This window comes from Skermanella mucosa (assembly GCF_016765655.2).
Classification (GTDB): Bacteria; Pseudomonadota; Alphaproteobacteria; order Azospirillales; family Azospirillaceae; genus Skermanella; species Skermanella mucosa.
In genome coordinates, this window is sequence record NZ_CP086106.1 from 2914985 (window position 1) to 2941907 (window position 26923).

Below are 26923 nucleotides of genomic sequence, written 5' to 3' on the forward strand. Positions count from 1 at the left end.
TTGTTCTTGTAATATCCGCCAGGGAACACAGCGGCCGGCAAAACGAGGCCTTTGACGACCTGCCCCAAGTCGATGCAAATCCATGATCGACATGCCGCTGTTCATGACGCCATGCGGCGGGCGTGATTTTCCCTGGAGCTCCCTTCCGGAAACCATCCGGCGTAAGCCGACCGGACACCGCCGGGGCCGGCTTGACGCTGGCGGTATTTCGGCTTAGCGTTAGTTCGACACGCAAATTAATTAAATCAAGCACATGTCGCGGGCCTGGCGAACAGGTCGGCATTAAGCTGTCGGCAAGAAGAACAGCCTTGGAGGAAACGTTGATGAAGACCAGGATCGCACTCGCCGCGGTGGTCGCGGCATCCTGCCTGTCCGCCACCTGCCTGACCGGGCCGGCTTTGGCCGAGACGTCATCGAAGAAAATCGCGCTTTCGAACAATTACGCCGGCAATTCCTGGCGGCAGGCCATGCTGAAGAGCTGGGCGACCGTGACCTCCAAGGCGGTCGCCGACGGGGTCGTGGCCGATGCGGCCGCCTTCACCACGGCGGAGAACCAGGCGACCGAGCAGGCGGCGCAGATCCAGAACCTCATCCTTCAGGGGTACGACGCCATCGTGGTCAACGCCGCCTCGCCCACCGCGCTGAACGGCGCGGTGAAGGAGGCCTGCGACGCGGGCGTGACGGTCGTCTCGTTCGACGGCATCGTGACCGAGCCGTGCGCCTGGCGGGTCGCCGTCGATTTCCGGAAGATGGGCGAGATCCAGGTCGATTACCTGGCCAAGCGCTTCCCGGAGGGCGGCAACCTGCTGGAGATCCGCGGCCTGGCCGGGGTTTTCGTCGACGACGAGATCCACAAGGGCATCGAGGACGGCGTCAAGAAGCACCCGCAGTTCAAGATCGTCTCCTCGGTCCATGGCGACTGGGCCCAGGAAGTGGCGCAGAAAGCCGTGGCGGGCGTCCTGCCCACCCTGCCGGAGATCAAGGCCGTGGTGACCCAGGGCGGCGACGGCTACGGGGCGGCCCAGGCCTTCAAGGGCGCCGGCCGCGAGGTCCCGACCATCATCATGGGCAACCGGCACGACGAGCTGCTGTGGTGGAAGGACCAGAAGGAAGCGACGGGCTACGAGACCATGTCGGTATCGATCGCGCCCGGCGTCGGCACCCTCGCCTTCTGGGTCGCCCAGCAGATCCTCGACGGGAAGGAGGTTCCCAAGGACCTGATCGTGCCCTTCCTGTCGGTCGAGCAGGACACCCTGGACGAGCGTCTGGCCCAGACCGAGAAGGGCGGCGTCACCAACGTTGAATACACGCTGACCGACGCGCAGGCGGTGATCTCTGGCGCGAAATAGGCTCGGGCCGCAAGTCTTGGACACGCTGATGACGACCGGCACCGAAGCGGCCCTGCGGCTCGACGACGTCCGCAAGAGCTTCGGCGCCGTCCGCGCGCTGGCGGGGGTAAGCCTCGCCATCGCGCGGGGCGAGCGCCTGGGGCTGGTGGGCCACAACGGGGCCGGCAAATCGACGCTGATGCATGTCCTGGCCGGGGTGCTGCGGCCCGATACGGGCACCGTCGGCGCCGACGGGCGGGAAATCGCCGACTATGGCACCGCCGTCGCCCACGGGATGGGCGTGCGCTGCGTCTTCCAGGAGCTTTCCCTCTGCCCCAACCTGACCGTCGCCGAGAATGTCCGGGTACTTCACCCGAAGCTCCGCGGCTGGGGTTGGCGCCGGCGGGCGGCCCGGCTGGTCCTGGACCGGCTCGACGCGATCTTTCCCGGCCATGGCGTCGATCCGGGGACGACCGTCGCCGACCTGAGCCTGGGCCGCCGGCAGATGGTGGAGATCGCGCGGGCCTTCACGGTCACCGACACGCCGCTGCGGCTGGTGATCCTGGACGAGCCGACCTCGTCGCTGGACGCCACGGCGGCGGAACAGCTGCTGTCCTTCCTGCGCCATGCCGCCCAGCGGGACGTCGCCACCGTCTTCATCTCCCACATCCTGCCGGAGATACTGGTCGCCGCCGAGCGGGTGGTCGTGATGCGGGAAGGCCTGGTCGTGCTCGACCGTCCCGCCTCCGGCCTCAGCCGCAAGGCCATCGTCGAGAGCATGGGTGCTGAGGAACATCAACCCGGCGGGCCGGGGACCGCGCGCCCGCAGGGGGCGGCCGGCCGGCCGCGCGCCGTGCTGGCCAGGTCGGCCGTCCCCACCGGAATCGACCTGATGGCCGACAGGGGCGACATCGTGGGTCTTGCCGGACTGGCGGGGCACGGGCAGACGGCCATGCTGCTCCGCCTGTTCGACGCCTGGGGGCGGCGGGACGCTTCGACCGTGGTGGAAAGCCCCGTGGCCCTGGTGCCGGGCGACCGGCAATCCGACGGCGTGTTCCCGCTCTGGTCGATCGCCCGAAACATCTCCGTCCGCTCGCTGGCGAACCTGCGCCGGGCCGGGCTGATCGACCCGGCGCGCGAAGCGGCCCTGGCCCGGACCTGGCGCGACCGGATCGGCATCCGGACGCCCGACCTGGACCTGGGCATCCTGTCGCTGTCCGGCGGAAACCAGCAGAAGGCGCTGTTCGCCCGCGCGCTGGCGTCGGACGCCGGGATCATTCTGATGGACGATCCCATGCGCGGCGTCGACATCTCGACCAAGTCGGAGGTCTACCGCTTCATCCGGGCGGAGGCCGAGCGCGGCCGGACCTTCCTCTGGTACTCGACTGAAATGGAGGAGCTGTTCCAGTGCGACCGCGTCTATGTCTTCCACCAGGGCCGGATCGTCGCCCACCTGCCGCGTGACCGGATGACCGAAGCCTCGATCCTGCGCGCCTCCTACGCCGAGGGGGAGGACGCCGCGTGAGCGCCCTGACCGTTCCCGGTTCCCGTAGCGGCGCCCGGATCGATCCGGTCAGGCTGCTCCGCGCCCTGCTCCCCGCGATCGCGCTGGCGCTGATGCTGACGGTGATCTTCTCCCAGCAGCCGCGCGCCATGAGCTATATCGGCCTGACGCTGCTGCTCAACCTGGCCGTCCCGGTGATCCTGGCGACGCTGGCCCAGCTCTGCATCATCACGGTCGGCGACCTGGACCTGTCGATCGGCAGCTTCGTCGGCCTGTGCGCCTGCATCGCGGCGACCCTGCTCAACCAGACGCCGCTGCTGGGGGTGCTGGCCCTGGCCGCCGCCGTCGCGGCCTACGGGCTGGTCGGCGCGCTGATCCACTGGCGCAACCTGCCCTCCATCGTGGTGACCCTGGGGCTGTCCTTCATCTGGACCGGCCTCGCCGTCCTGATCCTGCCGACGCCGGGGGGCCGCGCGCCGGAGTACCTGACCGCCATCATGAAGTGGAAGCCCGACTTCGTGCCGCTGCCGATCCTCTACGCGGCGGTGCTGGGTATCGCCCTCCATCTGCTGATGCGGTCCTCCTTCGGGACGATCCTGCGCGGAGCCGGCGGCAATCCCAAGGCGCTGGCGAACGCGGGATGGTCGCTGCTGCGGGCGCGGGTGACGCTCTACCTGATCGCCGGCGGGCTGGGCGCCCTGTCGGGCCTCGCCCTTGTGGGGCTGACCACTTCCGGCGACGCCAACATGGCCCTGCGCTATACGCTGATCTCGATCGCCGGGGTGATCCTGGGAGGCGGCGAGTTCACCGGCGGCCGGGTCAACGCGGTCGGCGCCGTGCTGGGCGCCATGACCCTGACGCTGGCCGGATCGTTCCTGACCTTCATGCATATCCCGCCGGACTGGCAGATCGGCGCCCAGGGGGCGATCCTCATCGTCGTGCTGGCGCTGCGCGCCGTGCTGAACCGGGCGGAGGAACGGTCATGACCGCCCTGTCGCCGAAACGGCGGATGGCGGTGCCGGTCTGGGTCTGGCCGCTGGCGGCCGCGGCGGCGATCCTGGCGGTGACCCTGGTCTATTCCGGCGGACGGGGCGCCGCCGAGATCGCCGCGGCGGCGGTGACCTTTTCGGCATTGTTCGTGATCGTCGGGCTGGGCCAGATGCTGGTGATCACGTCGGGTCCCGGCAACGTCGACCTGTCGATCCCGGCCGCGATCTCGCTGTCCGGCGCCATCGCCATGAAGGTGATGGACGGCGACGACGCCATGATCGCCGCCGGTCTCGCGGCGGCGCTCGGCGCCGCCATGCTGCTGGGCGTCGCGAACTACCTGCTGATCCGGCTGCTGCGAATCCCGCCGATCATCGCGACGCTGTCCAGCTCGCTGATCGTCCAGTCCGTCGCGATCGCCTATGGCCGCGGACTGAAGATCAAGCCGCCGCCCCTGTTCGCCGATTTCTGCACCGGCCGCACCCTGGGCATCCCCAACCTGGCTCTGGTCGCGGCGGTGCTGACCGCCCTGGTGCTGCTGGTGCTGTCGCGCACCGTCTACGGCCGCACGCTGCTCGCGCTGGGCCAGAACCCGCGGGCGGCACGGCTGGCCGGCACGCCGGTCGCGCGGACCCGGCTGACGACCTCCGTCGCGTCCGCCGTCCTGGCCGGGTTGTGCGGCGCCCTGCTGGCCGGGTTCTCCGGCGGGTCGTCGCTGAACATGGGGGAGGAATACCTGCTCGCCTCCATCGCCGTCACGGTGATCGGCGGCACCAGCGTAGCCGGCGGGCGCGCCGAACCGCTGGGAATCTGGGGAGCGGCGCTGCTGCTTTTCCTGATCGTGACGATGCTGAACACCTTCGGCTTGAGCGCGGGAGTCCGACTCGTCGCGACCGGGATCATCATCGTCAGCGTCATCGCGATCGGTGGAGGAGCGAAGCGGACCTGATCCCGGCGAAACCCAGGCATAAAAAAAAGCGCGGAAAAAAGATTGCCGTGCTTCATTTTTCAATGAACCAAATCCGCCTCGGCATGTTTTTGCAGTGCGGCAGCGATGCCGCATACGCCTTCTTGGGCGTTTCCTCCCTAAACTTCAGGCCGTCCACAAGGACGGCCTTTTTTTCGCATGTTTTGCGGGAAATTGACACATAGTCTTAAGCATATGCCCTTTGGGGGAGGGCGATGATTGGAGATCCGCCTATCTGACAGGAACAGGCCTGTCGGAGAAAGGAACTTTCCATGCGGAAGACATTCATTGCCGGTACCGCCCTGTTGATGCTCATGGGCGTCGGACCCGCCTTCGCCGAACTTTCCATGCAGGAATACCAGGTTCCGTCGGGCTCCCGCCCGCACGACGTGGCTCCCGCTCCGGACGGTGCGGTCTGGTACACCGCGCAGCGGCACGGCGCCCTGGGCCGGCTCGACCCCGCGACCGGCGAGGTGGAGCAGATCCCGCTGGGCGACGGCTCTGCGCCGCATGGGGTCATCGTAGGGCCGGACGGTGCGCCCTGGATCACCGACGGCGGGCTCAACGCGATCGTCAGGGTCGATCCCGCCACCCGCGAGGTGACGCGCTTTCCCCTGCCCGCCGATGCGGAGAACGCCAACCTGAACACCGCCGCGTTCGACGGCAAAGGCGTGCTCTGGTTCACCGGCCAGAACGGCATTTATGGGCGCCTGAACCCGGCGACGCGCGAGATGGAGGTGTTCCAGGCGCCAGAGGGCCGCGGCCCCTACGGCATCACGGCGACGCCGGACGGCGGCATCTACTACGCCTCGCTCGCCGGCAGCCATATCGCGCGCATCGACACCGAGACCGGCAAGGCGACGGTGATCGAGCCGCCGACCGAGGACCAGGGCGCCCGGCGGGTCTGGTCCGACAGCAAAGGGCATATCTGGGTCAGCGAATGGAACAGCGGCCAGGTCAGCGTCTACGACCCCGCCGCCCGGACCTGGAAGAGCTGGAAGCTGCCCGGCGACGATCCGCTGGCCTATGCCGTCTATGTCGACGAGGACGACAAGGTCTGGCTCAGCGACTTCGGCGGCAACGCCCTGGTGCGGTTCGACCCGGAAACCGAACGGTTCGACGTCCAGCGGCACCCCCGGCCGGAAGCCAATGTCCGCCAGATCCTGGGCCGGAGCGGCGAGATATGGGCGCCGGAATCCGGTACCGACATGCTGGTCGTGGTCCGCACCGGCCAGGACTGACGCAGGATGGGCCTACGGGGTCGGGTTTCTACCGGTCACGCCGTACACCTCGCCGGTGACGAAGCTCGACACCTGGGAGGCGCGCAGCCGAAATGCAGACGTATTGATATCGACTGCCGCGTAGCTCTCTCCGGTTTACGGCCCACAGGATACTTCATCAGAAATCGTTTTCGATATCGCTGATTTTACTCTAATTACTTCAGAGTACATCAGAGTATCGACTCGAAATACAATATTCAAATCACCGAAATCGCATTGTTGTAGATACGTCTCGATTTGTTGAGCATGCTGTTCAGCTTCATCGCCAACAGAATCATCAAATTCAATTCCGAGAAACACAAGTCGATGAACAATTCGACCTTTAGCATAACTGCTGATTTGAGACCCAGCACATTTACATATATTTCTAATTTTTGCCAGCAGTTCTGCACTGACATTTGGATACCCACTGCCAACGGAAAAATCTTGACGCCTCTTTATTTCAGCATCCGATCTATTAACCCTCTTCGCCTCACATATAATCTCCTGTCCGTCTAAATAACCCATAATATCTGGAGTCTTGTGGCCATTCTCTCTCGATCGAGGTATAAACTTGATGTTTTGACATCCGATATCAGACAAATACCCATACGCGATTGCCTCGTTCCAGTAATTGCTCACGGGGTTGGCGGATCGCGAGCCGTCAGGTGACGGCGAAGGTTCCACCGACGAGGTGGCGTACGGCGGTCCAGGCGGATTGACCTTGCCGACGCGCCGTTCCTGTCACGGATCGATACCCGGCGTGGATGCCGGGTCCCCAGTCGGATCGGAAGCCGTTGGTGACCTTGCGGAAGACCACGGACGGGCGAATTTCCTGCTCGCTGGCGTTGTTGGTCGGCGGCACGCGGCGGTCGGCGAGGAAGACGAAGAACTTGCCGCGCCATGCCTTGACCAGCCGCTGCAACTCGCGTCCGGCCGGATGGGCGGCGGGGGTACCGACCAGGGCATCGAGGCCGCGCTCGGCCTTTGCGGCGTAGGCGGCAAGCGTGCTGTCCTTCAGGCCCGGTCTTCGTTTGCCGACGCGGATGGCCCAGAGCAGGTGATCGCGGATCCTGGGTGCGACCATGGTGTCGCCGCAGTCGATGGCGTACTGCACGTCCCTGAGAACGTGGGCCAGGCAGACCTGGTGGACCCGTCCCAGTTCCTGCTGCCCGGCGTAGCGGTCGGAGATCCAGACCTCGGGCCGATGCCCGCCCAGGATCCCGGCGGCCACCGCCCGGGCGCGGCTGGGGGCGATGGTGTGCAGCACGGCTTGCCCGGAATGGAACACCCATTGCCAGTGGATCACGCCGTTGACCCGCGTCGTGGTCTCGTCCGAGGCGATGACGGAAGCCCCCAGGAGTTTGGCCTTGATCGCCGCGCAGGCCGTGTCGAACGCCGTGCCCATGCGGCGCAACGCATTGGCGATGGCGCCCTCTGAGATCGTCAGTCCGAACAACTCCTCCAGCATCCGCGACAGCCGCTCGAAGCCGACATGATGGCTGTGGTGCAGATAGGCCAGCAGTGCCCGGATGCCCGGTCCGAACGGGGTGCCCGGCGGCATGGCGGCGGGCGGGGCGGCCCGGTAGCGCCGCCCGCAATCGCCGCACCGGCCGCCGAACAGCTCGACCCGCGTCACCACCGGGCGGATCACCGGAAGGTCGATGTGGTCGTAGCGGTGCCGGCACCGCTGGGCGCTCTCGGGCACCGCCGTCCCGCAATGCGGGCAGCCCTCGACCAGGCGGCGCTCGGTCCGGTCCGGATCGTCGGCCAGCGGGCGCGATACTCCGGGGCGCGACGGCCGCGGCTTGCGCCGGCGCTTGGCGTCCGCCGTACGCGACGCACCGCCGGGGCCGTCCTGCGACGGCGGAATGTGCGAATTGGCCGACGTCTTCCGCGGCTTCCCGATCAGCGCTTCCAGTTCGGCAACCCGCGCCGCCAGACGCTCGATCAGCGCCGCCTGCTCGACCAGCAGGGCGTCCTTCTCAGCCTCACTCAGACGGTAACGCGGCGGTTTCTCCATCCCATCCTTGACTCATATTCCAAGCCGCAGCGCAACCCTTTTCGCCAACCCCGTGAGCAATCACTCGTTCCACGTATCAAACAAGGCTTGCCAACCCCTTTTTTCGTCTCTTTTAAGCGCACGTCTCGCTAATTCTTTCTGCAATTCTGTCCATGATTCATTATCTAATCGCTGAAGATATGACTCATGCCTAAGCATGTAATTCTTTTTGTCAGGATTCGAATTGATAGTTTCCTGAAATTTCTTGAAGTAACAAAATTCAATTTCCACGTTGTTAATCGTGTATATAAGATCATTGATTCGTGGAAATTCCAATTCCAGCGCGGTGGTAGATGCAGATTTCCTATGATGATCGATCATAATATCCCCACAATGTTAATGCCGATAAAGCATCTGATAGTTGTAAAAATCGCTCATAAGCCACCATTTTTAATTATCAAATCGAGGCGCAAAACCATAACATGACAGTAAGGCTCTAAACTAAATCGATTCGAGCACTAGTACGCGCAAAGTGAGTGATATAAATGTATCACACACTTTGCGCGTAACTCAACGGGACAAGGAATCCAGGTGAACGAGTGAGCAAATCTCTTGCTACGGAGTCGGGTTTCCGCCGGTTATGCCATAGACCTCCCCGGTGACGTAGCTCGACTCCTGGGAGGCGAGCAGGACATAGGTCGGCGCCACCTCGGCCGGCTGTCCGGGCCGGCCGAAGGGCACCCCCTCGCCGAAGCTCGTGATCTTCTCGGGAGGCTGCCCGCCGCTCGGCTGGAGCGGCGTCCAGAACGGACCGGGAGCCACCGCGTTCACCCGGATCCCCTTCTGGGCGAGTTGCTTCGCCATGGACTTCGTGAAGGAGACGATGCAGGCCTTGGTCTGCGCATAGTCGAGCAGGTTCGCCGAGGGTTCGTACGCCTGGATCGACGACGTGTTGATGATCGTCGCCCCTTCGGCCAGGTGCGGCAGGGCCGCCTTGGTGATCCAGAACATCGCGTAGACGTTGGTCTTGAACGTCGCGTCGAACTGCTCTGTGGTGATGTCCAGGATCGACTGCTGCGACGCCTGCTTGGCCGCGTTGTTCACCAGGATGTCCAGCCCGCCGAGGCCCTCGACCGCCCTGGCGACGAGCTGGTTGCAGAAGCCCTCGTCCCGGATATCGCCCGGGATCGCGACGGCCTTACGGCCTTCCGCCTCGATCAGCTGGACGACTTCGCGGGCGTCGGGCTCCTCCACCGGCAGATAGTTGATCGCGACGTCGGCCCCCTCGCGGGCGAAGGCGATCGCGGCGGCGCGGCCGATGCCGCTGTCCCCGCCGGTGATCAGCGCCTTGCGGCCGATCAGCTTGCCGGCGCCCCGGTAGCTCGTCTCGCCATGGTCGGGCCGCGGTTCCATCTTCGAGGCGAGGCCCGGCGGCTCCTGCTGCTGCCGCGGAAAGGGCGGCTTCGGATATTGGGCCAGCGGGTTCTGCTTGGCTGCCTGGGGCGGAACCGCGGCGGCGCCCCCCGCCTGCTGGGCGGACGCCGGGGACGTTCCCGGCAAGGTGGCTGCCGCAACCATCCCGGCGCTCATTCCTCCGAGAACGGCGCGGCGGGACGGCGAGCTGGTGGTGTCTTTCGGATCCATGGCCTTGCTTCTACGACTGTTGGAATGGGTGGACGTGACGCGCCCACCTGCTCTCCAACAACGGACCCGTACCTCCATGCGCGACTTCGATCGTGGTATCCCGCCTGCCCGGAAGATTCGAAATCGCACGCGAATGCACCTCGCGGCCGGTTCGGGTGTTCAAGGAAGGACATGCCGCCCCGAGACGGCCCCGCACGACGACCCGGCACAGGAGATCGAAGCCAGATGACAGCCAATCCTCACCGCGAACGTCCCAGCGACGAGGCCAATGCCAAGCAGCTCGCCATCGCCCGGCGCGAGGGCGCTGCGTACCAGGAAGGCCTGAAGGTCATGGCGACCGAGGTCGCCGATACCGGCGGCACCCAGCAGGCCGGCGACTATATCGTCGGCTTCGCCCAGGAGCGCGCGGAGGGCATGTACCACCTGCGCGGCGAGGGCAAGCTGGAATGGATGGAGCCCGGGGAGGAGAACTGCCACCTGGAAGTCTCCGTTTCCGACGCGGGCGACGGACGATTCATCCCCTACCTGACGATCCAGGCGACCTTGACCAAGGACAGCGGCGAAGTGGTGGGACCGATCCGGATGCCGTTCGTCTGGCATCCGGGCCTGTATCACTACGGTGCCAACATCAAGGTACCCGGCGACGGCACCTACGACCTCGCCGTCAGGATCGAACCGCCCGACTTCATGCGGCACGACGAGGTCAACGGGAAGCGTTACGCCGAGACCGTCGAGGTTTCCTTCCCCGGGGTGCGGATCACGACCGGGCGCGAATAGCGCCCGGCCGGTTCCCGGGGACTTCCGCGTCAGAGGAAGAAATAATCCACATCTCTTAACAGGCCGGCCACGTCGACCGTCAGCACCGCGTCCGTGTCGTCGTCCAGGAAGTCGAAGGTCGTGAAATCCGCGCCTTCCGTGACCTTGATCCTGTCCGGGGTGGCCGGCAGCAGCAGTTCGAGCGTGTCTCCGCCCTCCCCGCCGGCCCCCTGGAACCCGGTGATGGTCTCCCCGAACATGTCGGGCAGGTAATCGCTGAACACGTCTTCGCCGGACCCGCCGACCATCCAGTCCACGCCGGCGCCCCCGCTGATCAGGTCCTTGCCGGCACCGCCATACAGCTCGTCGTTGCCGTCGCCGCCGCTCAGCACGTCGTCGCCGCCCTTGCCGTACAGCACCTGGTCGCCGGCCCCGGCCACCAGGAAATCGTCGTTCCGGGTCGCGAGGACGGTGTAGTCGATCCGTTCCTCGCCCCGCGTCTCGATCACCACCGGACCCAGGCTGGAGACTTCGAACCGCTCGATGCCGTCGACCGGGGCGAAGATGCTCGGCGGATCCTCCGGCGTGGAATTGCCGACAAGCAGGCTCAAGGTGCCCCCTTCGGCGAGGATGCCGACCTCGCCGGGAAACGGGCCATCCCAGCCCCCGTCGAAATCATCGACGTAATAGAACACTTCGCTGTCGATGCGCAGCGTGTCCCGGCCGCCGCCGCCATCCAGCACGGGACCGGTAACGACCTGGTCCCGCAGCTCGATCGGTCCGATCTTCCATACCAGGGTGTCGTTCCCATCGCCGCCGTAAAGCCTGTCGGCACCGGTGCCGCCGTCGAGATAGTCGTTGCCGGACCCGCCGAAGAGCCTGTCGGCCCCGCTTTCCCCGTAAAGGCTGTCGCGCCCGGCCCCTCCCCGGACGGCGTCGTTGCCGGCTCCCGCCCTGACCGTGTCGTCGCCCGAGTCACCGAACACCGAGTCGTTGCCGCCGCCCGCCAGGATGTAGTCGTTTCCGGGGCCTCCCCGTATCTGGTCCCTGCCGCTTCCCCCGCTCAGTCGGTCCGACCCGCCCAGCCCCTTGATGGTATCGTCGCCTGCCAGCCCGTCGAGGGCATCCCCGTCGGGCGTCCCGACCAGCGTGTCCGGACCGTTCGTTCCAACTTTCCGCATCGTCGGCTCCCATCTGTTTCTTGTTGATGTGGCCTTGGATCCCCACGTCGGCCCAAGCCAGGCGACCGATCAAATATACAAATCAAACATTGCAGTACGGTGTTCCAGGCGAACACAAATCGTCAACTCCATCATTGGAGGCTGATGACCGTGCCCCTTGTGAGTACCTATTTGCATTGAAAATAGGCGATTGCGCGTAGGACTGCGAAAGCATGGGTATATGATTTACGCAAACTGGATTTCGACATTTCCGGAACTTTGCGCAGATCCGCGAAGGGGCGGCGGCATGGTGTGAATTCCGGCGCAAGGATCGGAATGCGGCCGGCGCAGACTTGGCATAAACCTGGCGCAGTCACTTCCGCATCGCCGGCTCCCGGTGCTTGTCGTTCCGGTCCGGAAAAGGAGATCAGCATGTCCATTCCCGAAGCCGACCCGCGGTGGACGAAACTGCTCGCGCGCGACAAGTCCGCCGACGGCGCCTTCGTCTATGCCGTGAGGACGACGGGCGTGTTCTGCCGCCCTTCCTGTCCGGCTCGCCTGCCGAAGCGGGAGAACATCGAGTTCTTCGCCAACGGCGCCGAAGCGGAAGCGGCAGGCTATCGCGCTTGCCTGCGCTGCCGCCCGCCGGTGGCGGGAGGCGCCGGGACCCGCACACGCTGAAAAGTCGGGGAGATCGCCGCCTTCATCCGCCCACCGGCTGACCGGACGGCCCTCCGTCGAGCATGGAACCCACCGCTCCTTCCGGCGTTGTCCAGCCGCGTCCTAGTCCAAAGGGCCAACCAGGGGAGGAGAGACAATGCCTGTGAACTGTCATTCGGATACCCGTCGCCTGCTTCGGCGAAGGTGACGGGATGTCGGGAACTTATCTGATCCTGGTCGCCATGGCGGGCATTTCCGCCCTGCTGTACCTCGTCATCAAGGTGCGGCTCCACGCGTTCGTCACGCTGCTGCTGGTCAGCCTTCTGGTCGGCGTCGCGGCCGGAATGCCGCTCGGTGACGTGATCAAGTCGGTCGAACGGGGCATGGGCGGCACGCTCGGCTTCGTCGCGGTGGTGGTCGGTCTGGGCGCCATGTTCGGCCAGATGCTCGAAGTGTCCGGCGGCGCCGAAAGGCTGGCCCGTACCCTGGTGCAGCGCTTCGGCGACGACAAGGTCCAATGGGCGCTCGGCCTGACCGGCTTCATCGTCTCGATCCCGGTGTTCCTGGACGTGGCGATCGTCATCCTCGTGCCGATCCTATACAGGCTGGCCCGGGACAGCGGCAAGCCCCTGCTCTACTACGGCATTCCGCTGGTGGCCGGCGGTGCCGTGACCCATGCCTTCATCCCGCCGACGCCGGGCCCGATCGCGGTGGCGGACCTGCTGGGCGCCGACCTGGGATGGGTGATCCTGTTCGGCACCATCTGCGGCCTGCCCGCCATGGTCCTGGCCGGGCCGATCTGGGGCAGCTACATCTCCAAACGGATCACCAAGGGCGTGCCCGACTACGTCATCCTGAAGGATATCGACGAAAGCCGCGAGCTTCCCAGCTTCGGCGAGGTGCTGTCGATCATCCTGACGCCGCTGCTCCTGATCCTGGTAAGCACCACGTCGGCCATCCTGCTGGAGGAAGGGAACGCCGTGCGCTCGTTCCTGGGCTTCATCGGCCATCCTTATTCGGCGCTGCTCATCGCGACGCTGCTGGCGATGGTTCTTCTCGGCTCCCGCCGCGGCTACGACAAGGAGGAGATCCAGGACATCGTCAACAAGGCGCTGGAGCCGGCCGGCATCATCATCCTCGTGACGGGAGCCGGCGGCGTGTTCAAGCAGGTCCTGATCGACAGCGGCGTCGGCCAGGTGCTCGGCGACATGATGTCGGCGTCCGGCCTGCCCTTCCTGGTCCTGGCCTTCGTGGTGTCCGCGCTGATCCGGGTCGCCCAGGGTTCCGCGACGGTCGCCATGGTGACGGCGGCCGGCCTGGTCGGGCCGATCCTGCAGCAGAACAACGTCGAGGGACCGCAGCTCGCGCTTGCCACCATCGCCATCGCGGCGGGGGGCACGATCCTCAGCCATGTCAACGACAGCGGCTTCTGGCTGGTCAACCGCTTCTTCGGCCTGACGGAGAAGGAAACCCTCCAGTCCTGGACCGTCGCGGTGACCATCGTGTCGCTGGTCGGCTTCGCCATGGTCCTGCTGCTCGGCGTCATCGTCGGCTGACCCCAAAGCCGGATGACCTGAAGCCGGCCGACGGCGTTTTCCATCCGTCATGTCGCCTGCGGTCAGGCGCATGACGGTTCCGGTCAAGCGAACCATCGCCTATTCCGCAGACTGAAGCTCCGGGCCGGAACCGTTTCCCCGGTCCGGAGCTTCAGCAACGCCGAGCAGCGGTACCCGCCATGGCCAATTCGACAGAGATCAACCGCCGGGTCGTCATCACCTGCGCCGTCACCGGTGCCGGTGACACGGTCGGCAAACATCCCGCCATCCCGGTCACCCCGGAGCAGATCGCGGCCGCCGCGATCGAGGCCGCATCGGCAGGCGCCGCGGTCGCCCATATCCATGTCCGCGATCCTGGAACCGGGAAACCCAGCCGCGACCCGGCCCTGTACAGGGAAGTCATGGAGCGGATCCGGGCCAGCGGAACCGATGTCATCGTCAACCTGACCGCCGGCATGGGCGGCGACTTGATGATCGGACCCGACGACGACCCGGTGCGCTTCGGCCCCGGCACCGACTTCGTCGGGGCCGAGGCACGGGCGGCCCATGTGGCGGAACTGCTGCCAGAGATCTGCACGCTGGACTGCGGCTCGCTGAACTTCGGCGACGGCTCGCTGGTCTATGTCTCGACTCCCGACATGCTGCGCCGGCAGGCGTCGATCATCCAGCGCCTGGGCGTGAAGCCGGAGCTGGAGATCTTCGATACCGGGAACCTGTGGTTCGCCAGGCAAATGCTCGACGAGGGGCTGCTCGACGCGCCGCCCCTGTTCCAGTTCTGCATGGGCATTCCGTGGGGTCTGCCGCCCGAGCCGAGAATGATGCTGGCGCTCCGCGACATGCTGCCGGACGGCAGCGTCTGGGCCGGTTTCGGTATCGGCAGGATGCAGATGCCCATGGCGGCGCAGGCCATCCTGCTCGGCGGCAATATCCGCGTCGGGCTGGAGGACAACCTCTACCTGGACCGGGGCGTGCATGCCAGCAACGGCAGCCTGGTCGAACGTGCCGTGACGATCGTGGAGGCCCTGGGCTCGCACGTGGCCGGCCCGGCCGAAGCCCGCGAAATCCTCGGCCTCCCCGCTTCCCGTCCATAAGCGATTTCACAGGAAGAGATCCGATATGACCGAATCCCTCCCCATCCGCACGCTCGGCCTGGTCGGCGGCGGCGTCATCGGCAGCGGCTGGGCGGCGCGCGCCCTCGCCCACGGGCTGGACGTGGTCGCCTTCGACCCGGCCCCGGGAGCCGAAGACGCCCTCCGGGCAGCGGTGGACAATGCCTGGCCGGCACTGGAACGGACGGGTCTCGCGGAAGGCGCCGACCGGGACCGGCTGCGCTTCGTCGGGTCGATCCCGGAGGTCGCGGCAGAGGCCGACTTCATCCAGGAGAACGCGCCGGAGCGCGAGGACCTGAAGCGCGGGCTCCTGGCGGAAATCGACGCGGGCTGCGGCCCCGGTATCGTCATCGCCTCCAGTTCGTCCGGCCTGCTCCCCTCGCGGATCCAGGCGGATTGCCGCCGTCCCGAGCGGGTGGTGATCGGCCACCCCTTCAACCCTGTCTATCTGCTGCCGCTGGTCGAGATCGTGCCCGGCGAGCTTACGTCTGCCGATACCGTGGAGCGGGCAGCCGCCTTCTATCGCTCCATCGGCATGCGACCGCTGAGAATCCGCAAGGAGATCGAGGGCTACCTGTCCGACCGCCTCCAGGAGGCGATGTGGCGCGAGGCGCTCCACCTGGTCGACCAGGGCATCGCCACCACCGAGGACATCGACGACGCCATCGTCTACGGCCCCGGCCTGCGCTACGCTTTCATGGGAACCTGCCTGACCTTCCACCTGGCCGGCGGCCAGGGCGGCATGGCCCACATGCTGGACCAGTTCGGCCCGGCCCTGAAGCTGCCCTGGACCAAGCTGGTGGCTCCCGAGCTGACGCGGGAACTGCGCGACCGCATGGTGGACGGAACGGCGGCCCAGGCCGACGGCAGGACCGTCAAGGAACTGGAGCGCTGGCGCGACGACTGCCTGATCCGCCTGATCGAAGCGCTGGCCCCGGTGCGGCACGAGCGGCGGGCGGAACCCGCCGATCCCGTCGCGCCATGAACGGCGAAGGCCCCTTGCGCCTCCACCGCACCCGCGTGGTACCGGAATGGATCGACTATAACGGGCACCTCAGCGAAGCCTACTATGTGCTGATCTTCGGCCATGCGACCGACGCGCTGCTGGACGCCATCGGCATGGACGGGGATTTCCGGGCCCGGACCGGGCGCTCCGTCTACACGGTGGACGCCCGCATCCTCTATCTCGGCGAGATCGCCTGCGGCGAGGAGGTGGAGATCCGCACCTGGATCGCCGGTGTCGATCCGAAGCGCATGCTGGTCCACCACGCGATGCATCGGACCGGATGCGACCGGCCGGCGGCGCGGACTGAACTGGTGCTGCTCTCGGTGGCGCAGCCCGGCCCGCGCGCGAGCCCGTTCGACCCCGCCGTGTTCCGCACCATCCGGTCGCTCGCCGAAGCAGGACGGGCCTGCCGCCCGGTCCTGCCGGACCGCTGGGTTCCGCCCCCACCTTAACCAAACCGCGAACAGGGAGATTGAACATGACTCTGAGAACCGCCCGCCTGATGGCCGCCGCCGGTATGGCATTGTGTGGCGTGTCGCTGTGGCCAGTCCCGGCCCCGGCGGCCGAACCCGACGAATGCAGGACGGTCAGGATGTCCGATCCGGGCTGGACCGATATCACGTCCACGACCACGACGGCCTCGGTCATCCTGTCGGCCCTGGGATATCAGCCGAAGGTCGTCAATCTCTCGGTCGCAGTCTCGATCGAAGGACTTCGCTCCAAGAACATCGACGCCTTCCTCGGCAACTGGATGCCGGCTCAGGAGGAGATGACACGGAAATACATCGACGGCAGCCAGATCGATGTCGCGGCCGTCAACCTCGAAGGCGCCACCACGACGCTGGCGGTCAACAAGGCTGCGGCCGACGCCGGCGTCAAGACCTTCGCCGACCTCGCGAAGCATGCGGAAAAGTTCGACCGCACCATCAACAGCATCGAGCCGGGATCGTCGGCCAACGCGAAGATCCAGAAGATGATCGATGATGGCGCCTATGGGCTGGGCGACTGGAAACTGGTCGAATCCAGCGAGGCGGCGATGCTTGCCGCGGTCGAACGTGCGGCCCGGCGCGACGAGTGGGCGGTGTTCCTGGGCTGGGCGCCCCACCCGATGAACGTGAAGCTGCCGATGGGATACCTGGACGGCGGGGAGGAGTATTTCGGCCCCAACCGCGGCAGCGCCACGGTCCGAACCCTGACCAGGGCCGGGCTGGCGGAGACCTGCCCCAACCTCGGAACGTTCCTGGAGCAGCTGGTGTTCTCCATCCCGATGGAAAACGAGATGATGGTCATGATCCTGAGCGACAGGATGGATCCCGCGGAGGCGGTCGAGAAGTGGATGCGTGACAACCCACAGGTGCTGGATGCCTGGCTCGCCGGCGTCACCAGCTTCGACGGAAAGCCCGGCCTGCCCGCCGTCAAGTCGGCTCTCGGCATTGCCTCCTGAGCGCTTCGCTCCCGGGGTCGCCGAAGCGCAGCGCATCGCCGCGGAGTGCGCACCTCCCGCGGGCGACGGGATCGCGGGGATGCGCAGCGCCTATGAGACGGAACGGTCCTGGTGGAACCGGCCGGTCATCGACCTGCATTCGGTGACCGACATGGTGCTGGAACTGGAGGACGGCCCGGTGGGAATCCGGGTGTACCGTCCCGAGGCCGGAGCTTCCCTGCCGGCTTTGATGTTCCTACACGGCGGCGGCTTCGTCGTCGGCTCCCTGGACTCCCACGACCGGATCATGCGGCAGCTCTGCCGCCGGTCCGGCGCGGTGGTCGTCGGGGTGGATTACCCGCTCTCCCCCGAAAACCCGCACCCGGCGGCGCTCGACAGGATCGAACAGGCCCTCGTCGCCTTGGCGGACGGTGCGGATGCCCACGGCATCGACCCCGGCCGGCTGGGGATCGGCGGCGACTCCTCCGGTGCCCATCTGGCGCTCGCCGCGGCGCTCCGCCTGCGCGACAGTCGGCCGGACGTCCTCAGGTTCCTGCTGCTCTATTACGGGCTCTACGGGGTGGAGGAGTCGGAGTCCCACCGGCGCTTCACCGACCCGGCCTACGGGCTCACCCCCGACGAACTGCAATTCTACCGGTCCAGCTACCTGGGCTCGGAGCCGGCTCCCGGCGGGAAAGCCCTGGACCTGCTGACATCCGATCTGGCCGGACTGCCGCCCGCCTTCGTCGGGGCCGCGGCGCTCGATCCCCTGCTGGACGACAGCCTCGCCCTTTCCGACGCCCTGCGGAATGCCGGCGGACAGGCCGACCTGCGCGTCTACGACGGCGTCCCCCACGGTTTCCTTCATTGGAGCCGGCTGGTGCCGACCGCCGTCCAGGCGCTGGAGGACGGCGCGCGCGCCGTCGCGGCCGGCCTGCTCAGGCCCCCATCCTGACCGTGGTGGCGGCGGGAGTCGGCTGGAGCCGTGCCGAGGCCCTGTCCCGGCTGGGGCTGGCCCCGGCATGGCGCCGGTATGTCCTGGAGAAGCCCTCGTAGCTGCCGAAGCCGCAGGCGACCGCGATCTCCGCCAGGGAATGGCCAGAATACAGCACCAGCGACCGTGCCCGCTCGACTCTCAACCAAAGATAATAGCTGGTCGGAGACTGGCCGAGCGCCGCGTGGAACAGCCGCTCCATCTGCCGCAGCGACAGACCCGCCCGCTCCGCCAGTTCCTGGAGCGCCAGGGGTTCCTCCAGATTCCGCTCCATGATCCGGACCGCGGCGGCCAGCCTGGGATGGCAGACGCCGAGCCGCTGGGGCATGTCGGCCCGCTGGCTGGAACCGGCGTCCCGGATGGCGGGATGGATGAACTGCTCCGAGACGGCGACGGCGATTCGATGGCCGCAGTCGATGCGGATCAGGTGGAGCATCATGTCCAGCGCCGCCGTGCCGCCGGCGCAGGTCAGCCGCCTGCGGTCGATGACGAAGATCGACGGCTGGACCTCCACCTGCGGATACTGCTCGGCAAGGCTGTCCAGGCATTCCCAATGGGTGGTGGCGGCATGCCCGTCGAGCAGGCCGGTGCGGGCCAGCAGGAGGCTTCCGCTGTCGATGGCGCCCAGGATGGTGCCCTGCCGGTCGAGGCGGCGAAGCGGAGAGGCCAGGGTATCGCTGAAGGAGTCCTGAGGATCGAAGCCGGCGCACAGGATCAGCATGTTGGGCGTCCCGACCTCTTCGAGCCGCCGGTCCGGTACCAGCGTCATGCCGTTGCTCGCCATGACCGTACCACCTGCCGCCGAAGCGGTGGACCAGCGGTAGCAGGTCCGTCCCAGCAACTGGTTGGCGACCCTCAGCGGCTCCACCGCGCAGGTGAACGCCAGCATCGAGAACTTGGGAAACAGCAGGAAGGCGATGTCCCGGCCGGTCTGTTCCAGGGGTGGCGCACTCTTGGCGAACGGCATCGCGGTCAGGCCCGGAACCGGGGTGATAGTCGAAACATCGCCTATTCTGGCGGCAAGCCGGGGCGGTCACGCAAGGGATCTTCAGGGTATCCGATACCCGACCCGCCTTCCCGGCCCCGGCGCCGCCTGATCCGTCCTCAGCGGCAGGCAGGCGGAAAACAGGACATTGCCCCGCCGTCCAACCATGGATTACCGTCCCTTCGACTCGCGACTGTGGAGACGAGCATGCGGATAATCCGAACCCACATCGTCGCCGTCGCCGTGGCGATGGCTTCGGCCGCCTTCGCCCAGGATGTCCGAGAGGAAATCGTGCGCTTCGCGCCGGGCACATCCGGCACGACCATACGGGAAACGATCAAGGGCGATCAGAGCGTGCGCTACTCGGCGCAGGTCCGGGCCGGGCAGACGATGAAGGTCCAGCTCGACACCGGCAACGCCAGCAACTACTTCAACATCACCGCGCCGGGCGCCGCCGAGGCGCTTTTCATCGGCTCCACGCAGGGCAACGACGCCTCCTTCGTTGTGCCGTCGACCGGTGATTACGTGATCGACGTCTACCTGATGCGCAACGCCGCGCGGCGGGGCGAGACGGCCAGATACGCGCTGACCATCCACGTCGAGTGAGGCCCCGACGGCGCCCCGGATCGGAGGAACCATGCCCGCCCGCGCCGACTTCCCTTATTACGACGGCCGCCCGGTTCCGATCACGGGCCGAGGCTGGATCCTGCTCATGCTCAGCGTGGCCGGGGCCTTCGCGGCCCTGATCACCATCCCGGCAGAGACCTTCCCGGCCACGCTCGTCCCGGCCTCGCTGTTCGCCGGCATTCCACTGCTGGCGCTGGCCCATCTGACCAAGCGGCATTGGACGGCGCTGTTCGGACCGGTCGGCCTCAAGCAGGTCGGGCAGATGTTCCTGTTCGGCATACTCGCCATCATCGCCTCCCTGGCGGCGGGTGTGACCGTCTACCTGCTTGGTTCGGTGGCGCCCAATCCCGCCGTCGCCGGCATGGGCGCGATGTCCGGAACCGCGTTCGTCCTGCGGCTCATCCCGACGATCCCGCAACTGCTCGGGGAGGAAATTCTGTCCATCCTGCCGTTCCTGGCCTTCCTGTGGCTCGCCACCACTCACCTGCGGTTGGGCCGCACAACCGGGATCGGCGTCGCCATCGTGAGCTCCTCGCTTCTCTTCGCAGCGGCGCACCTGCCGACCTACGACTGGCATTGGGTCCAGTCCTTCGGCGTCATCGGAACCGCCCGCGTCGTCCTGACCCTGGCCTATATCTGGACCCGGAACCTCTGGGTCTCCACGGGTGCGCATGTCATCAACGACTGGTCCGAGTTCTCCTTCACCTTCGCCGCGAGCCACGTCCCGATCGGCACGCGGTGACGGTCGGGCTCGCCATGATCACGGATATACGCATCTCACCGCCGCGCCGGGACGATCCATGACCCTCGCCTGTTGCATCGGAAATGGAAGAAACCATGCTCGATCCCTGGCCGACCGACGAGGCCGAGGCGCGCGTCGTGCAGGAGGACCTGTGCCACCGCGTCGTGACCCGCGACGATTTCCCTCCGCTCCGCCGCATCGCCGCCGTCGATGCGCACTACAGCGACTCCGACGGCCTGACCTGGGCGGCGGTGGCCGAACTCGACCCGGAGACGCTGGAATTGACGAGGTCCGTCCTGCTGGCCCGGCCGACCGTCTTCCCCTACGTGTCCGGATTCCTGTCGTTCCGCGAGGTCCCGGCCATGGCGGCGGCGATCGGCCTGCTGCCTCAGCCCCCGGACCTCCTGGTCGTCGACGGACAGGGCCTTGCGCATCCGCGCCGTTTCGGACTCGCCTGCCATCTGGGCGTCGTGACGGGACTGCCGGCCATCGGGGTCGCCAAGTCGCGGCTGGTCGGCCGCTACGAGGAGCCGGGACCTCGGCGCGGCTCCTCCTCGCCGATGTTCCACCGGCGGGAACTCGTCGGGGTGGCACTCCGAACCCGCGACGGCACCAATCCGCTTTTCGTCTCCATCGGCCATCGGGTAAGCCTGCCCACGGCCGTGGACCTGGTGCTCCGCTTCACGCCGAAATGGCGCCTGCCGGAGCCGATCCGCCTCGCCGACGCCATCTCGCGCATGCACCGCTGAGCCGGGCCGGCCGTCCACCGACTCATACGACATTGAATAATAATGGGAATATCTCCACAATGAGCGCTTGCGGCGGAGGGGCGATACTCTATCCTGCCACCGGATTGCCGGCACGGTGCGCGTCAAGGGCACGGTGATCCAGAACAGACTTGCCGACCGAGGGGCTCTCCGATGGCGCTGATCAAGAAGTCGACATACGATAACCGGCGCCCCGCCGACCAGGCGGAGAACGCGACCCCCCAGGCCGGAGCGGCCCAGCCTCTTCCCCACGCGACGCCGCAACGGGCGCGTGCCCGGACCTATGCACGGCAGCAGAAGATCGCGGAACGGATCGCGGCCGCCAGCACGGAGATCGCCGCCTCCACGTCGGAGGCCGCCTCCGCGGCGGAAGAGCTTCGCCGCAGCATGGAGCAGATCGCAAGCGGCGCGCAGCAGGCCTCCAGTGCCGCCCAGGAGTCGCTTTCAGCGGTCAGCAACATCGCGGCGCTCCTGGCCAACGCCCGCACCCTGGCGACCGCCTCGCGCCAGAAGACGGAATCCCTGCAGGTCCTGCTGGGAGAAACGGGCGTCCAGATAATCGCCTCGGTCGGAGGCATCTCGGCGGCGGCCCGGCGCCAGACGGCCACAGTGACGCTGATCGAGGGCTTGAAGGAGCTGGCGTCCAGCATCGGCTCGATCGTCCGGACCGTCGGCTACATCGCCGACCAGACCGATCTGCTGGCGCTCAACGCGGCGATCGAGGCGGCCCGTGCCGGTCAGGCGGGCAACGGCTTCGCCGTCGTCGCCGACGAGGTCCGGGCCCTTGCCGAAGTCGCGGAGAAGAGCGCCAGGGACATCGCCGATCTGGTCGGGGAGATCCAGGGGGAGATCGGGTCGCTGGCGGCGGCGATCACCGCGACGGCCGACATGTCGATGCGCGAGGTCGAGAACGGCACCAGGGTCGTCGCCACGATCGAGCAGGTCCGGGCGGACATGAGCGAACTGGCCGCGGCGAGCCTCGACATGGTGGCGGCATCCCAGGAGGCGGAACGGGCGTCGGTGGAAGTCCAGCGCGGTACCGAACTGATCGCGGCGGCGGCCGAGGAGCAGGCGGCGGCCACGGAGGAATCCCTGCGCAGCCTTGCCGAGCAGAGCCTTGCCCTGGAGCAGGCCCAGTTGGCGGCTCAGGAGCTTTCCCTGCTGTCCGACGAGTTGCGCCAGACCAGCGACCTGATCCGAAGCGCCGAGCAGGTCGCCTCCGCGTCGGAGGAACTGTCCGCGACCGTCCAGGAACTGTCGGGAGCCGCCGCCCAGATCATGACCGCGGTCGACCAGATCAGCCGGGGCTCGGGGCAGCAAGCCGCCGCGACCCATCAGTCCGGCACGGCGCTCCGGCAGATCGAGGCCGCGGCGCGCCGTACCCAAGCCAGCACCGGCGGCGCGGTGGAACGGGCCACGGCCATGTCGGCGCTCCTGGCAGAGGGGCGGCAGAACATCACCTCCCTGATCGGCGGGGTCGAACAGGCGGTCGTCGATACCCGCGGCAGCCTGACCCGCATCGGATCGCTCGAGCAGATGGTGCGGCGGATCGAAAAGATCGTGGACGGTATCAATTCCGTGTCGATCCAGACCAACATGCTTGCGATCAGCGGCTCGGTGGAAGCCGCGCGCAGCGGCGACGCGGGACGGGGTTTCGCCCTGGTCTCCTCGGACATCCGGAGCCTGGCGCGGGACTCGGCCGAAAACGGCGACCGGATCAAGGATACGGTCCGCGCGATCCAGGACCAGGTCCAGGCGGTCAGGCGCGAACTCGAACTGACCCTGGCGGCCAACGAGATCGAGGTTCAGAAGAACCGCGACGTCGTCGCGACCTTCGCCTCGGTGGAGGCCGACATGGCGACGGTCCGGAAGAGCAACGAAGCGATATTGCGGGATTCCGACGTCATCCTGCAGGCGGCGCAGCAGGCCGCGGTCGGCACGCAGGAGGTGGCCGCCGCGGCGGAGCAGGCCAGCCGGGCGACCGCCCAGGCGGCGATCGCGTCCCGGCAGCAGGCGCGCGGAGCCGAGGACCTGGCCGCGGCGATCGAGGAAGTGGCGTCCCTGGCGGACGAACTCCAGAACTCCGCCGGCTGACGTCGGGCCGGAAGAATCCCATGTCCCCGCTCCCCTCCGTACAGGCGCCCGCGCCCGCCCCGGCGGTTCCGGAATCCCCGGACCGCCGGCCGCACTTGGTGTTTCGCATCGGCGACATGCGCGCCGCCCTGCCGCTCCGGGAGGTTCGGGAGATCGTCCGCCGCCCGGACGTGCTGGACGTCCCCTTGAGCCCCCCGACCGTCGAAGGGTTGATCAACCTGCGCGGAACCGTCACCGTCCTGCTCAACATGCAGCGCATGCTGGGACAGCCGGTCAACCTTCCGGACGACGGAGGGCGGGTCGTGGTGCTTGATGCCGGCACGCGCGTCGGTCTCCAGGTCGATCAGGTCGCCGGCATCCTCGACCTGGCTCATGGGCAGATGGAGCGGGCCGACATCGCCGAAGAGCGCGACCTTTTTTCCGGGACGGTTCCCGGGGATGGGGAAGAGCCGGCGATCTCGGTGCTGGCGCTCGACCGGGTCCTGCGGCGGGTCTCGGCGTCGGTCGGCCGTCCCGCTCCGCCGCTGGCCGGCAGGACCGCGCCGGCCGGTACCGCGGCGGCGGCGCGGCCCATGCCCGAACCGGCATCCGGGACGGCGGCCGCCACCCGCATGCTGGTCAGCTTCGAATCCGGCGGCGAGGAGTATGCCCTGCCCGTTTCCGCGGTGGACGAGGTGGTCCGCACCCAGGCCAGGACGATGCGCATGCCCCATGCCGACGACACCCTGCTGGGCGTCGTCACGGTGCGCGGGCGGCTGATCCCGCTGTTCGACCTGGCGACGCTCCTGGAGCTCGGGCCGGCGCGTCCGGGGATCGGAGAAGCCGATGCGGCCCGGATCATCGTCCTGTCGTTCGGCGGGCTTCGGGCCGGATTGCTGGTGGACAGGGCCCGCGAGATCCTGCGCGTACCGGCCGGCCAGATCGACCCGGTGCCGCCGCTGTTCCGCCGGGATGGCGGAGAGATCGAAGGGATCTGCCGGCTCGACAGGGGCCGCAGGCTCGTTTCCGTCCTCGATCCCGAGCGGCTGTTCCGGTCGGAGGAAGCGCGGCGCGGCCTCGCCGCGCAGTCCGATCATCCAGACGCCGACACCCCGGAGGAAGGCATGGCCGACCGCGGCGCCGACACGGAATCCTTCGTGATCTTCAGGCTGGGCACCGTCGAATACGGTCTCCCCTCGTCCTGCGTCGAGCAGGTCGCGGCCGTGCCGGATCAGCTGACCCCGGTTCCCAAGGCTCCGGACTTCATCGAGGGGGTCATCAATCACAGGGGCAGCGTCCTGCCGGTGATCGACCAGCGGCGGCGTTTCGCCTTGTCCGGCGCGGCCCCGGCGCGCAGCCGGCGCATCATCGTCACCCGGATGGGTGCGAACCGCGCCGGGATCCTGGTGGATGCGGTGACCGGCTTGCTCAGGATACCCATCGCTGCGATCGAGCCGGCACCCGACCTGTCCGCGGAGCAGATCACCCTCATCTCCCGCGTGGCCAATCTCGGCGATCGGATGATCCTCCTGCTGGAGCCGGGGCACCTGCTGGCCCGCGACGAGGCGGACCTGCTCTCCGACCTCGACGGCACGGCACCCGTTCGGGCTGCGGTCTGACGCGCCGCCATGATTCGTCTGCTCATCATCGACGATTCGGCGCTGATGCGGAAACTGCTGGCCGGCATCTTCGAGCTGGAAGGCGATTTCGAGATCCGGACGGCCCGCAACGGCGCCGAGGCGCTGGATCTCGCCGCGAGTTTCGCCCCCCAGGTGGCGACGCTCGACATCAACATGCCGGTCATGGACGGACTGACCTGCCTGAGCCGCCTCATGGTCGAGACGCCGCTTCCGGTCGTGGTCGTGTCGTCCCAGACGCCCGAAGGCGCGGAAACCACGCTGGAGGCGCTGGCGCTCGGCGCGGTGGACGTGATCGCCAAGCCGGAGGGCACCGTCTCGCTGAACATCGACCGCATCCGTCCGATGCTGGTCGAGACGGTTCGGGCCGCGGCCGGCGCCCGCCTGAGGCCGACGCTGCGGCTTGCCGACCGTATCCGCCACCGGATGAGCCGGACCGCCGCGCCGGACCAGCCTCCCCCGTCCCTGGCGCCGCCATCGCCCGCGACGCCGTCCGGGCGCCGTGCCGGACAACCGGAACCGGCGGCCGGTCTCGTCCTGATCGGTGCCTCGACCGGCGGGCCGCAGGCGCTCGAGACGATCCTGACCGGCCTTCCCGAGGACCTCCCCTGGCCGGTCCTGGTGGCCCAGCACATGCCGGCCAGTTTCACGGGGGCCTTTGCCCGGCGGCTGGACCGGATTTGCCCCTTGCCGGTCGACGAGGTCCGGCAATCCACGGTCCTGCTGCCCGGCCGCGTCCACGTCGCGCGGGGGGACGCCGACCTGATCGTCGCCCGGCGGCCCGCCGGACTGATCGCCACGCCGGTGCCCTCCTCGCCGACCCACCGTTGGCATCCGTCGGTCGACCGGATGGTGACCAGCGCGCTCAACCACGTGCCGGCCGGCCTGCTGGTCGGCGTGCTGGTCACCGGCATGGGCGACGACGGTGCCGCCGCCATGGCGCGGCTGAGCGCGGAGGGCGGCCACGCCATCGCCCAGGACGAGGATACGGCAGTGGTCTGGGGAATGCCGGGCGCCCTGGTCAGGCGTGGAGGCGCCGACACCGTCGCCCCGCTGGCGGATATCGCGCGGGCCGTCGCCGGGGCGGTCGCCCGGGCCGGTTCGCACCGAAGCGAGGCGACATGCCGCTGATCCGCCGCGATCCGCCCAGCCCCTCCGGGGAAATCCCGACATCGCCCGAGGCGGCCCGCCAAGATATGCTGAGTGGCGATCCGCTGGTCCGCAGGCGCGCCGTCCGCCATCTTGGCGACGGTCCGCAGGCCGTGCCGTCGCTGATGGAGGCGCTGCGGCGCGAAGGGGAACCCGCCGTCCGCGAGGCGATCTTCACGGCCCTCGCCGCCCTTCCGGACGCCGCGGAACCGCTGGCCTCGCTGCTTCGGTCGCAGGATGCCGGCCTGCGCAACGGCGCGATCGAGGCGCTGCAGGCCATGCCCGGGCCGGCTCGCCTCCTGCTGCCGGGCCTGCTCGCCGACAGCGACGCGGACGTGCGCCTGCTGTCCGCGGAGATCGCCCGCGGCCTTCCGGCCGGCGAGGCCACGGCGCTGCTGTGCGGGGTGCTGGAACGGGAAAGCGACGTGAACGTCTGCATGACCGCCATCGAGATCCTGGCCGAGATCGGCACTCCGGAGGCCGTGCCGATCCTGCGCGGGCTGCCCCGGCGGTTCCCGGCGGCGCCGGTCGTGGGCTTCGCGGTGGATATCGCGGCCAAGCGCATCACGGGCGCGCAGAACTGACACC

Annotated in this window: 25 protein-coding genes; 20 read left to right on the forward strand and 5 right to left on the reverse strand. The window is 67.6% G+C overall.

The annotated features are described in order from the left end of the window. The first annotated feature begins 323 nt into the window (after window positions 1–323). From JL100_RS13305 to JL100_RS13325, 5 genes are all read left to right on the forward strand, one after another. Window positions 324–1349: an ABC transporter substrate-binding protein gene (locus JL100_RS13305; protein WP_202679402.1), complete on the forward strand. Its 1026-nt coding sequence runs from the start codon at window positions 324–326 to the stop codon at window positions 1347–1349. Between the two features lie 28 nt (window positions 1350–1377). Continuing rightward, window positions 1378–2853, forward strand: a complete 1476-nt coding sequence (locus JL100_RS13310) for a sugar ABC transporter ATP-binding protein (RefSeq protein WP_202679401.1) — start codon at window positions 1378–1380, stop codon at window positions 2851–2853. Beyond that, on the forward strand, window positions 2850–3818 hold the full coding sequence (locus tag JL100_RS13315) for an ABC transporter permease (RefSeq protein ID WP_228421241.1): 969 nt from the start codon (window positions 2850–2852) through the stop codon (window positions 3816–3818). The genes JL100_RS13310 and JL100_RS13315 overlap by 4 nt, the downstream gene beginning before the upstream one ends. Next, complete coding sequence (locus JL100_RS13320; RefSeq protein WP_202679400.1) at window positions 3815–4768, forward strand: ABC transporter permease; 954 nt, start codon at window positions 3815–3817, stop codon at window positions 4766–4768. The genes JL100_RS13315 and JL100_RS13320 overlap by 4 nt, the downstream gene beginning before the upstream one ends. A gap of 290 nt (window positions 4769–5058) precedes the next feature. Then, a complete protein-coding gene (locus JL100_RS13325) occupies window positions 5059–6027 on the forward strand; it encodes a Vgb family protein (protein ID WP_202679399.1) in 969 nt (322 codons plus the stop codon). A 135-nt stretch (window positions 6028–6162) separates the two neighbouring features. Here JL100_RS13325 and JL100_RS13330 read toward each other — a convergent pair whose 3' ends face one another. From JL100_RS13330 to JL100_RS13340, 3 genes are all read right to left on the reverse strand, one after another. Further along, window positions 6163–6687: a hypothetical protein gene (locus JL100_RS13330; protein ID WP_228421242.1), complete on the reverse strand. Its 525-nt coding sequence runs from the start codon at window positions 6685–6687 to the stop codon at window positions 6163–6165. Window positions 6688–6709: 22 nt separating this feature from the next. Then, complete coding sequence (tnpC, locus tag JL100_RS13335) at window positions 6710–8068, reverse strand: IS66 family transposase (RefSeq protein ID WP_202685838.1); 1359 nt, start codon at window positions 8066–8068, stop codon at window positions 6710–6712. A gap of 594 nt (window positions 8069–8662) precedes the next feature. Next, entirely contained in the window at window positions 8663–9691 is a 1029-nt protein-coding gene (locus JL100_RS13340; RefSeq protein WP_202680187.1) for an SDR family oxidoreductase, read from the reverse strand. A 225-nt stretch (window positions 9692–9916) separates the two neighbouring features. Here JL100_RS13340 and JL100_RS13345 point away from each other — a divergent pair, with 225 nt between their 5' ends. Then, the gene (locus tag JL100_RS13345) at window positions 9917–10468 is read left to right on the forward strand and encodes an iron transporter (protein WP_202680188.1); all 552 of its coding nucleotides are present in this window, start codon (window positions 9917–9919) and stop codon (window positions 10466–10468) included. 29 nt (window positions 10469–10497) lie between these two features. Here JL100_RS13345 and JL100_RS36530 read toward each other — a convergent pair whose 3' ends face one another. Beyond that, on the reverse strand, window positions 10498–11628 hold the full coding sequence (locus tag JL100_RS36530; RefSeq protein ID WP_202680189.1) for a calcium-binding protein: 1131 nt from the start codon (window positions 11626–11628) through the stop codon (window positions 10498–10500). Between the two features lie 411 nt (window positions 11629–12039). Here JL100_RS36530 and JL100_RS13360 point away from each other — a divergent pair, with 411 nt between their 5' ends. The 7 genes from JL100_RS13360 to JL100_RS13390 all read left to right on the forward strand — a co-directional run bounded on the left by JL100_RS13360 (window position 12040) and on the right by JL100_RS13390 (window position 18316). Continuing rightward, window positions 12040–12288 carry an Ada metal-binding domain-containing protein gene (locus JL100_RS13360; RefSeq protein WP_202680190.1) on the forward strand — a complete coding sequence of 83 codons (249 nt, stop codon included), beginning with the start codon at window positions 12040–12042 and terminating at the stop codon, window positions 12286–12288. A 191-nt stretch (window positions 12289–12479) separates the two neighbouring features. Next, on the forward strand, window positions 12480–13823 hold the full coding sequence (locus JL100_RS13365) for a GntT/GntP/DsdX family permease (protein ID WP_202680191.1): 1344 nt from the start codon (window positions 12480–12482) through the stop codon (window positions 13821–13823). A 179-nt stretch (window positions 13824–14002) separates the two neighbouring features. After that, window positions 14003–14914, forward strand: a complete 912-nt coding sequence (locus JL100_RS13370; protein WP_211113054.1) for a BKACE family enzyme — start codon at window positions 14003–14005, stop codon at window positions 14912–14914. 25 nt (window positions 14915–14939) lie between these two features. Then, entirely contained in the window at window positions 14940–15917 is a 978-nt protein-coding gene (locus JL100_RS13375; RefSeq protein WP_202680192.1) for an L-carnitine dehydrogenase, read from the forward strand. Next, window positions 15914–16390, forward strand: coding sequence for a thioesterase family protein (locus JL100_RS13380; protein ID WP_202680193.1), 477 nt, complete (start codon window positions 15914–15916; stop codon window positions 16388–16390). Before JL100_RS13375 ends, JL100_RS13380 begins: the two co-directional genes overlap by 4 nt. A 26-nt stretch (window positions 16391–16416) precedes the next feature. Next, window positions 16417–17382, forward strand: a complete 966-nt coding sequence (gene choX, locus JL100_RS13385; RefSeq protein ID WP_202680194.1) for a choline ABC transporter substrate-binding protein — start codon at window positions 16417–16419, stop codon at window positions 17380–17382. Between the two features lie 79 nt (window positions 17383–17461). Continuing rightward, window positions 17462–18316: an alpha/beta hydrolase fold domain-containing protein gene (locus JL100_RS13390; RefSeq protein WP_202680195.1), complete on the forward strand. Its 855-nt coding sequence runs from the start codon at window positions 17462–17464 to the stop codon at window positions 18314–18316. Here the strand turns inward: JL100_RS13390 and JL100_RS13395 are convergent. Then, the gene (locus tag JL100_RS13395; RefSeq protein WP_202680196.1) at window positions 18300–19322 is read right to left on the reverse strand and encodes a GlxA family transcriptional regulator; all 1023 of its coding nucleotides are present in this window, start codon (window positions 19320–19322) and stop codon (window positions 18300–18302) included. The genes JL100_RS13390 and JL100_RS13395 overlap by 17 nt on opposite strands. Window positions 19323–19547: 225 nt before the next feature. On the opposite strand from JL100_RS13395, the gene JL100_RS13400 reads away from it, so the two are divergent. From JL100_RS13400 to JL100_RS13430, 7 genes are all read left to right on the forward strand, one after another. Continuing rightward, window positions 19548–19946 (forward strand): hypothetical protein, encoded by a 399-nt coding sequence (locus JL100_RS13400; protein ID WP_202680197.1) that lies wholly within the window; start codon window positions 19548–19550, stop codon window positions 19944–19946. 31 nt (window positions 19947–19977) lie between these two features. Next, window positions 19978–20709, forward strand: a complete 732-nt coding sequence (locus JL100_RS13405) for a CPBP family intramembrane glutamic endopeptidase (protein WP_202680198.1) — start codon at window positions 19978–19980, stop codon at window positions 20707–20709. A gap of 95 nt (window positions 20710–20804) precedes the next feature. Further along, a complete protein-coding gene (gene nfi / locus JL100_RS13410; protein WP_202680199.1) occupies window positions 20805–21458 on the forward strand; it encodes a deoxyribonuclease V in 654 nt (217 codons plus the stop codon). A 171-nt stretch (window positions 21459–21629) separates the two neighbouring features. Next, on the forward strand, window positions 21630–23570 hold the full coding sequence (locus tag JL100_RS13415) for a methyl-accepting chemotaxis protein (protein ID WP_202680200.1): 1941 nt from the start codon (window positions 21630–21632) through the stop codon (window positions 23568–23570). A gap of 20 nt (window positions 23571–23590) precedes the next feature. Then, a complete protein-coding gene (locus tag JL100_RS13420) occupies window positions 23591–25168 on the forward strand; it encodes a chemotaxis protein CheW (protein ID WP_202680201.1) in 1578 nt (525 codons plus the stop codon). Between the two features lie 9 nt (window positions 25169–25177). After that, on the forward strand, window positions 25178–26317 hold the full coding sequence (cheB, locus tag JL100_RS13425) for a chemotaxis-specific protein-glutamate methyltransferase CheB (RefSeq protein ID WP_202680202.1): 1140 nt from the start codon (window positions 25178–25180) through the stop codon (window positions 26315–26317). Then, complete coding sequence (locus JL100_RS13430; protein ID WP_202680203.1) at window positions 26308–26919, forward strand: HEAT repeat domain-containing protein; 612 nt, start codon at window positions 26308–26310, stop codon at window positions 26917–26919. Before cheB ends, JL100_RS13430 begins: the two co-directional genes overlap by 10 nt. The last annotated feature ends 4 nt before the right edge of the window (window positions 26920–26923 follow it).

Bases quoted from the DNA above. Each gene is read 5' to 3' on its own strand.
- JL100_RS13305 (WP_202679402.1), top strand. From the start codon at position 324: ATGAAGACCAGGATCGCACTCGCCGCGGTGGTCGCGGCATCCTGCCTG.
- JL100_RS13310 (WP_202679401.1), top strand. From the start codon at position 1,378: ATGACGACCGGCACCGAAGCGGCCCTGCGGCTCGACGACGTCCGCAAG.
- JL100_RS13320 (WP_202679400.1), top strand. From the start codon at position 3,815: ATGACCGCCCTGTCGCCGAAACGGCGGATGGCGGTGCCGGTCTGGGTC.
- JL100_RS13325 (WP_202679399.1), top strand. From the start codon at position 5,059: ATGCGGAAGACATTCATTGCCGGTACCGCCCTGTTGATGCTCATGGGC.
- tnpC (WP_202685838.1), bottom strand. From the start codon at position 8,068: ATGGAGAAACCGCCGCGTTACCGTCTGAGTGAGGCTGAGAAGGACGCC.
- JL100_RS13340 (WP_202680187.1), bottom strand. From the start codon at position 9,691: ATGGATCCGAAAGACACCACCAGCTCGCCGTCCCGCCGCGCCGTTCTC.
- JL100_RS13345 (WP_202680188.1), top strand. From the start codon at position 9,917: ATGACAGCCAATCCTCACCGCGAACGTCCCAGCGACGAGGCCAATGCC.
- JL100_RS36530 (WP_202680189.1), bottom strand. From the start codon at position 11,628: ATGCGGAAAGTTGGAACGAACGGTCCGGACACGCTGGTCGGGACGCCC.
- JL100_RS13360 (WP_202680190.1), top strand. From the start codon at position 12,040: ATGTCCATTCCCGAAGCCGACCCGCGGTGGACGAAACTGCTCGCGCGC.
- JL100_RS13365 (WP_202680191.1), top strand. From the start codon at position 12,480: ATGTCGGGAACTTATCTGATCCTGGTCGCCATGGCGGGCATTTCCGCC.
- JL100_RS13370 (WP_211113054.1), top strand. From the start codon at position 14,003: ATGGCCAATTCGACAGAGATCAACCGCCGGGTCGTCATCACCTGCGCC.
- JL100_RS13375 (WP_202680192.1), top strand. From the start codon at position 14,940: ATGACCGAATCCCTCCCCATCCGCACGCTCGGCCTGGTCGGCGGCGGC.
- JL100_RS13380 (WP_202680193.1), top strand. From the start codon at position 15,914: ATGAACGGCGAAGGCCCCTTGCGCCTCCACCGCACCCGCGTGGTACCG.
- choX (WP_202680194.1), top strand. From the start codon at position 16,417: ATGACTCTGAGAACCGCCCGCCTGATGGCCGCCGCCGGTATGGCATTG.
- JL100_RS13390 (WP_202680195.1), top strand. From the start codon at position 17,462: ATGCGCAGCGCCTATGAGACGGAACGGTCCTGGTGGAACCGGCCGGTC.
- JL100_RS13395 (WP_202680196.1), bottom strand. From the start codon at position 19,322: ATGCCGTTCGCCAAGAGTGCGCCACCCCTGGAACAGACCGGCCGGGAC.
- JL100_RS13400 (WP_202680197.1), top strand. From the start codon at position 19,548: ATGCGGATAATCCGAACCCACATCGTCGCCGTCGCCGTGGCGATGGCT.
- JL100_RS13405 (WP_202680198.1), top strand. From the start codon at position 19,978: ATGCCCGCCCGCGCCGACTTCCCTTATTACGACGGCCGCCCGGTTCCG.
- nfi (WP_202680199.1), top strand. From the start codon at position 20,805: ATGCTCGATCCCTGGCCGACCGACGAGGCCGAGGCGCGCGTCGTGCAG.
- JL100_RS13415 (WP_202680200.1), top strand. From the start codon at position 21,630: ATGGCGCTGATCAAGAAGTCGACATACGATAACCGGCGCCCCGCCGAC.
- JL100_RS13420 (WP_202680201.1), top strand. From the start codon at position 23,591: ATGTCCCCGCTCCCCTCCGTACAGGCGCCCGCGCCCGCCCCGGCGGTT.
- cheB (WP_202680202.1), top strand. From the start codon at position 25,178: ATGATTCGTCTGCTCATCATCGACGATTCGGCGCTGATGCGGAAACTG.
- JL100_RS13430 (WP_202680203.1), top strand. From the start codon at position 26,308: ATGCCGCTGATCCGCCGCGATCCGCCCAGCCCCTCCGGGGAAATCCCG.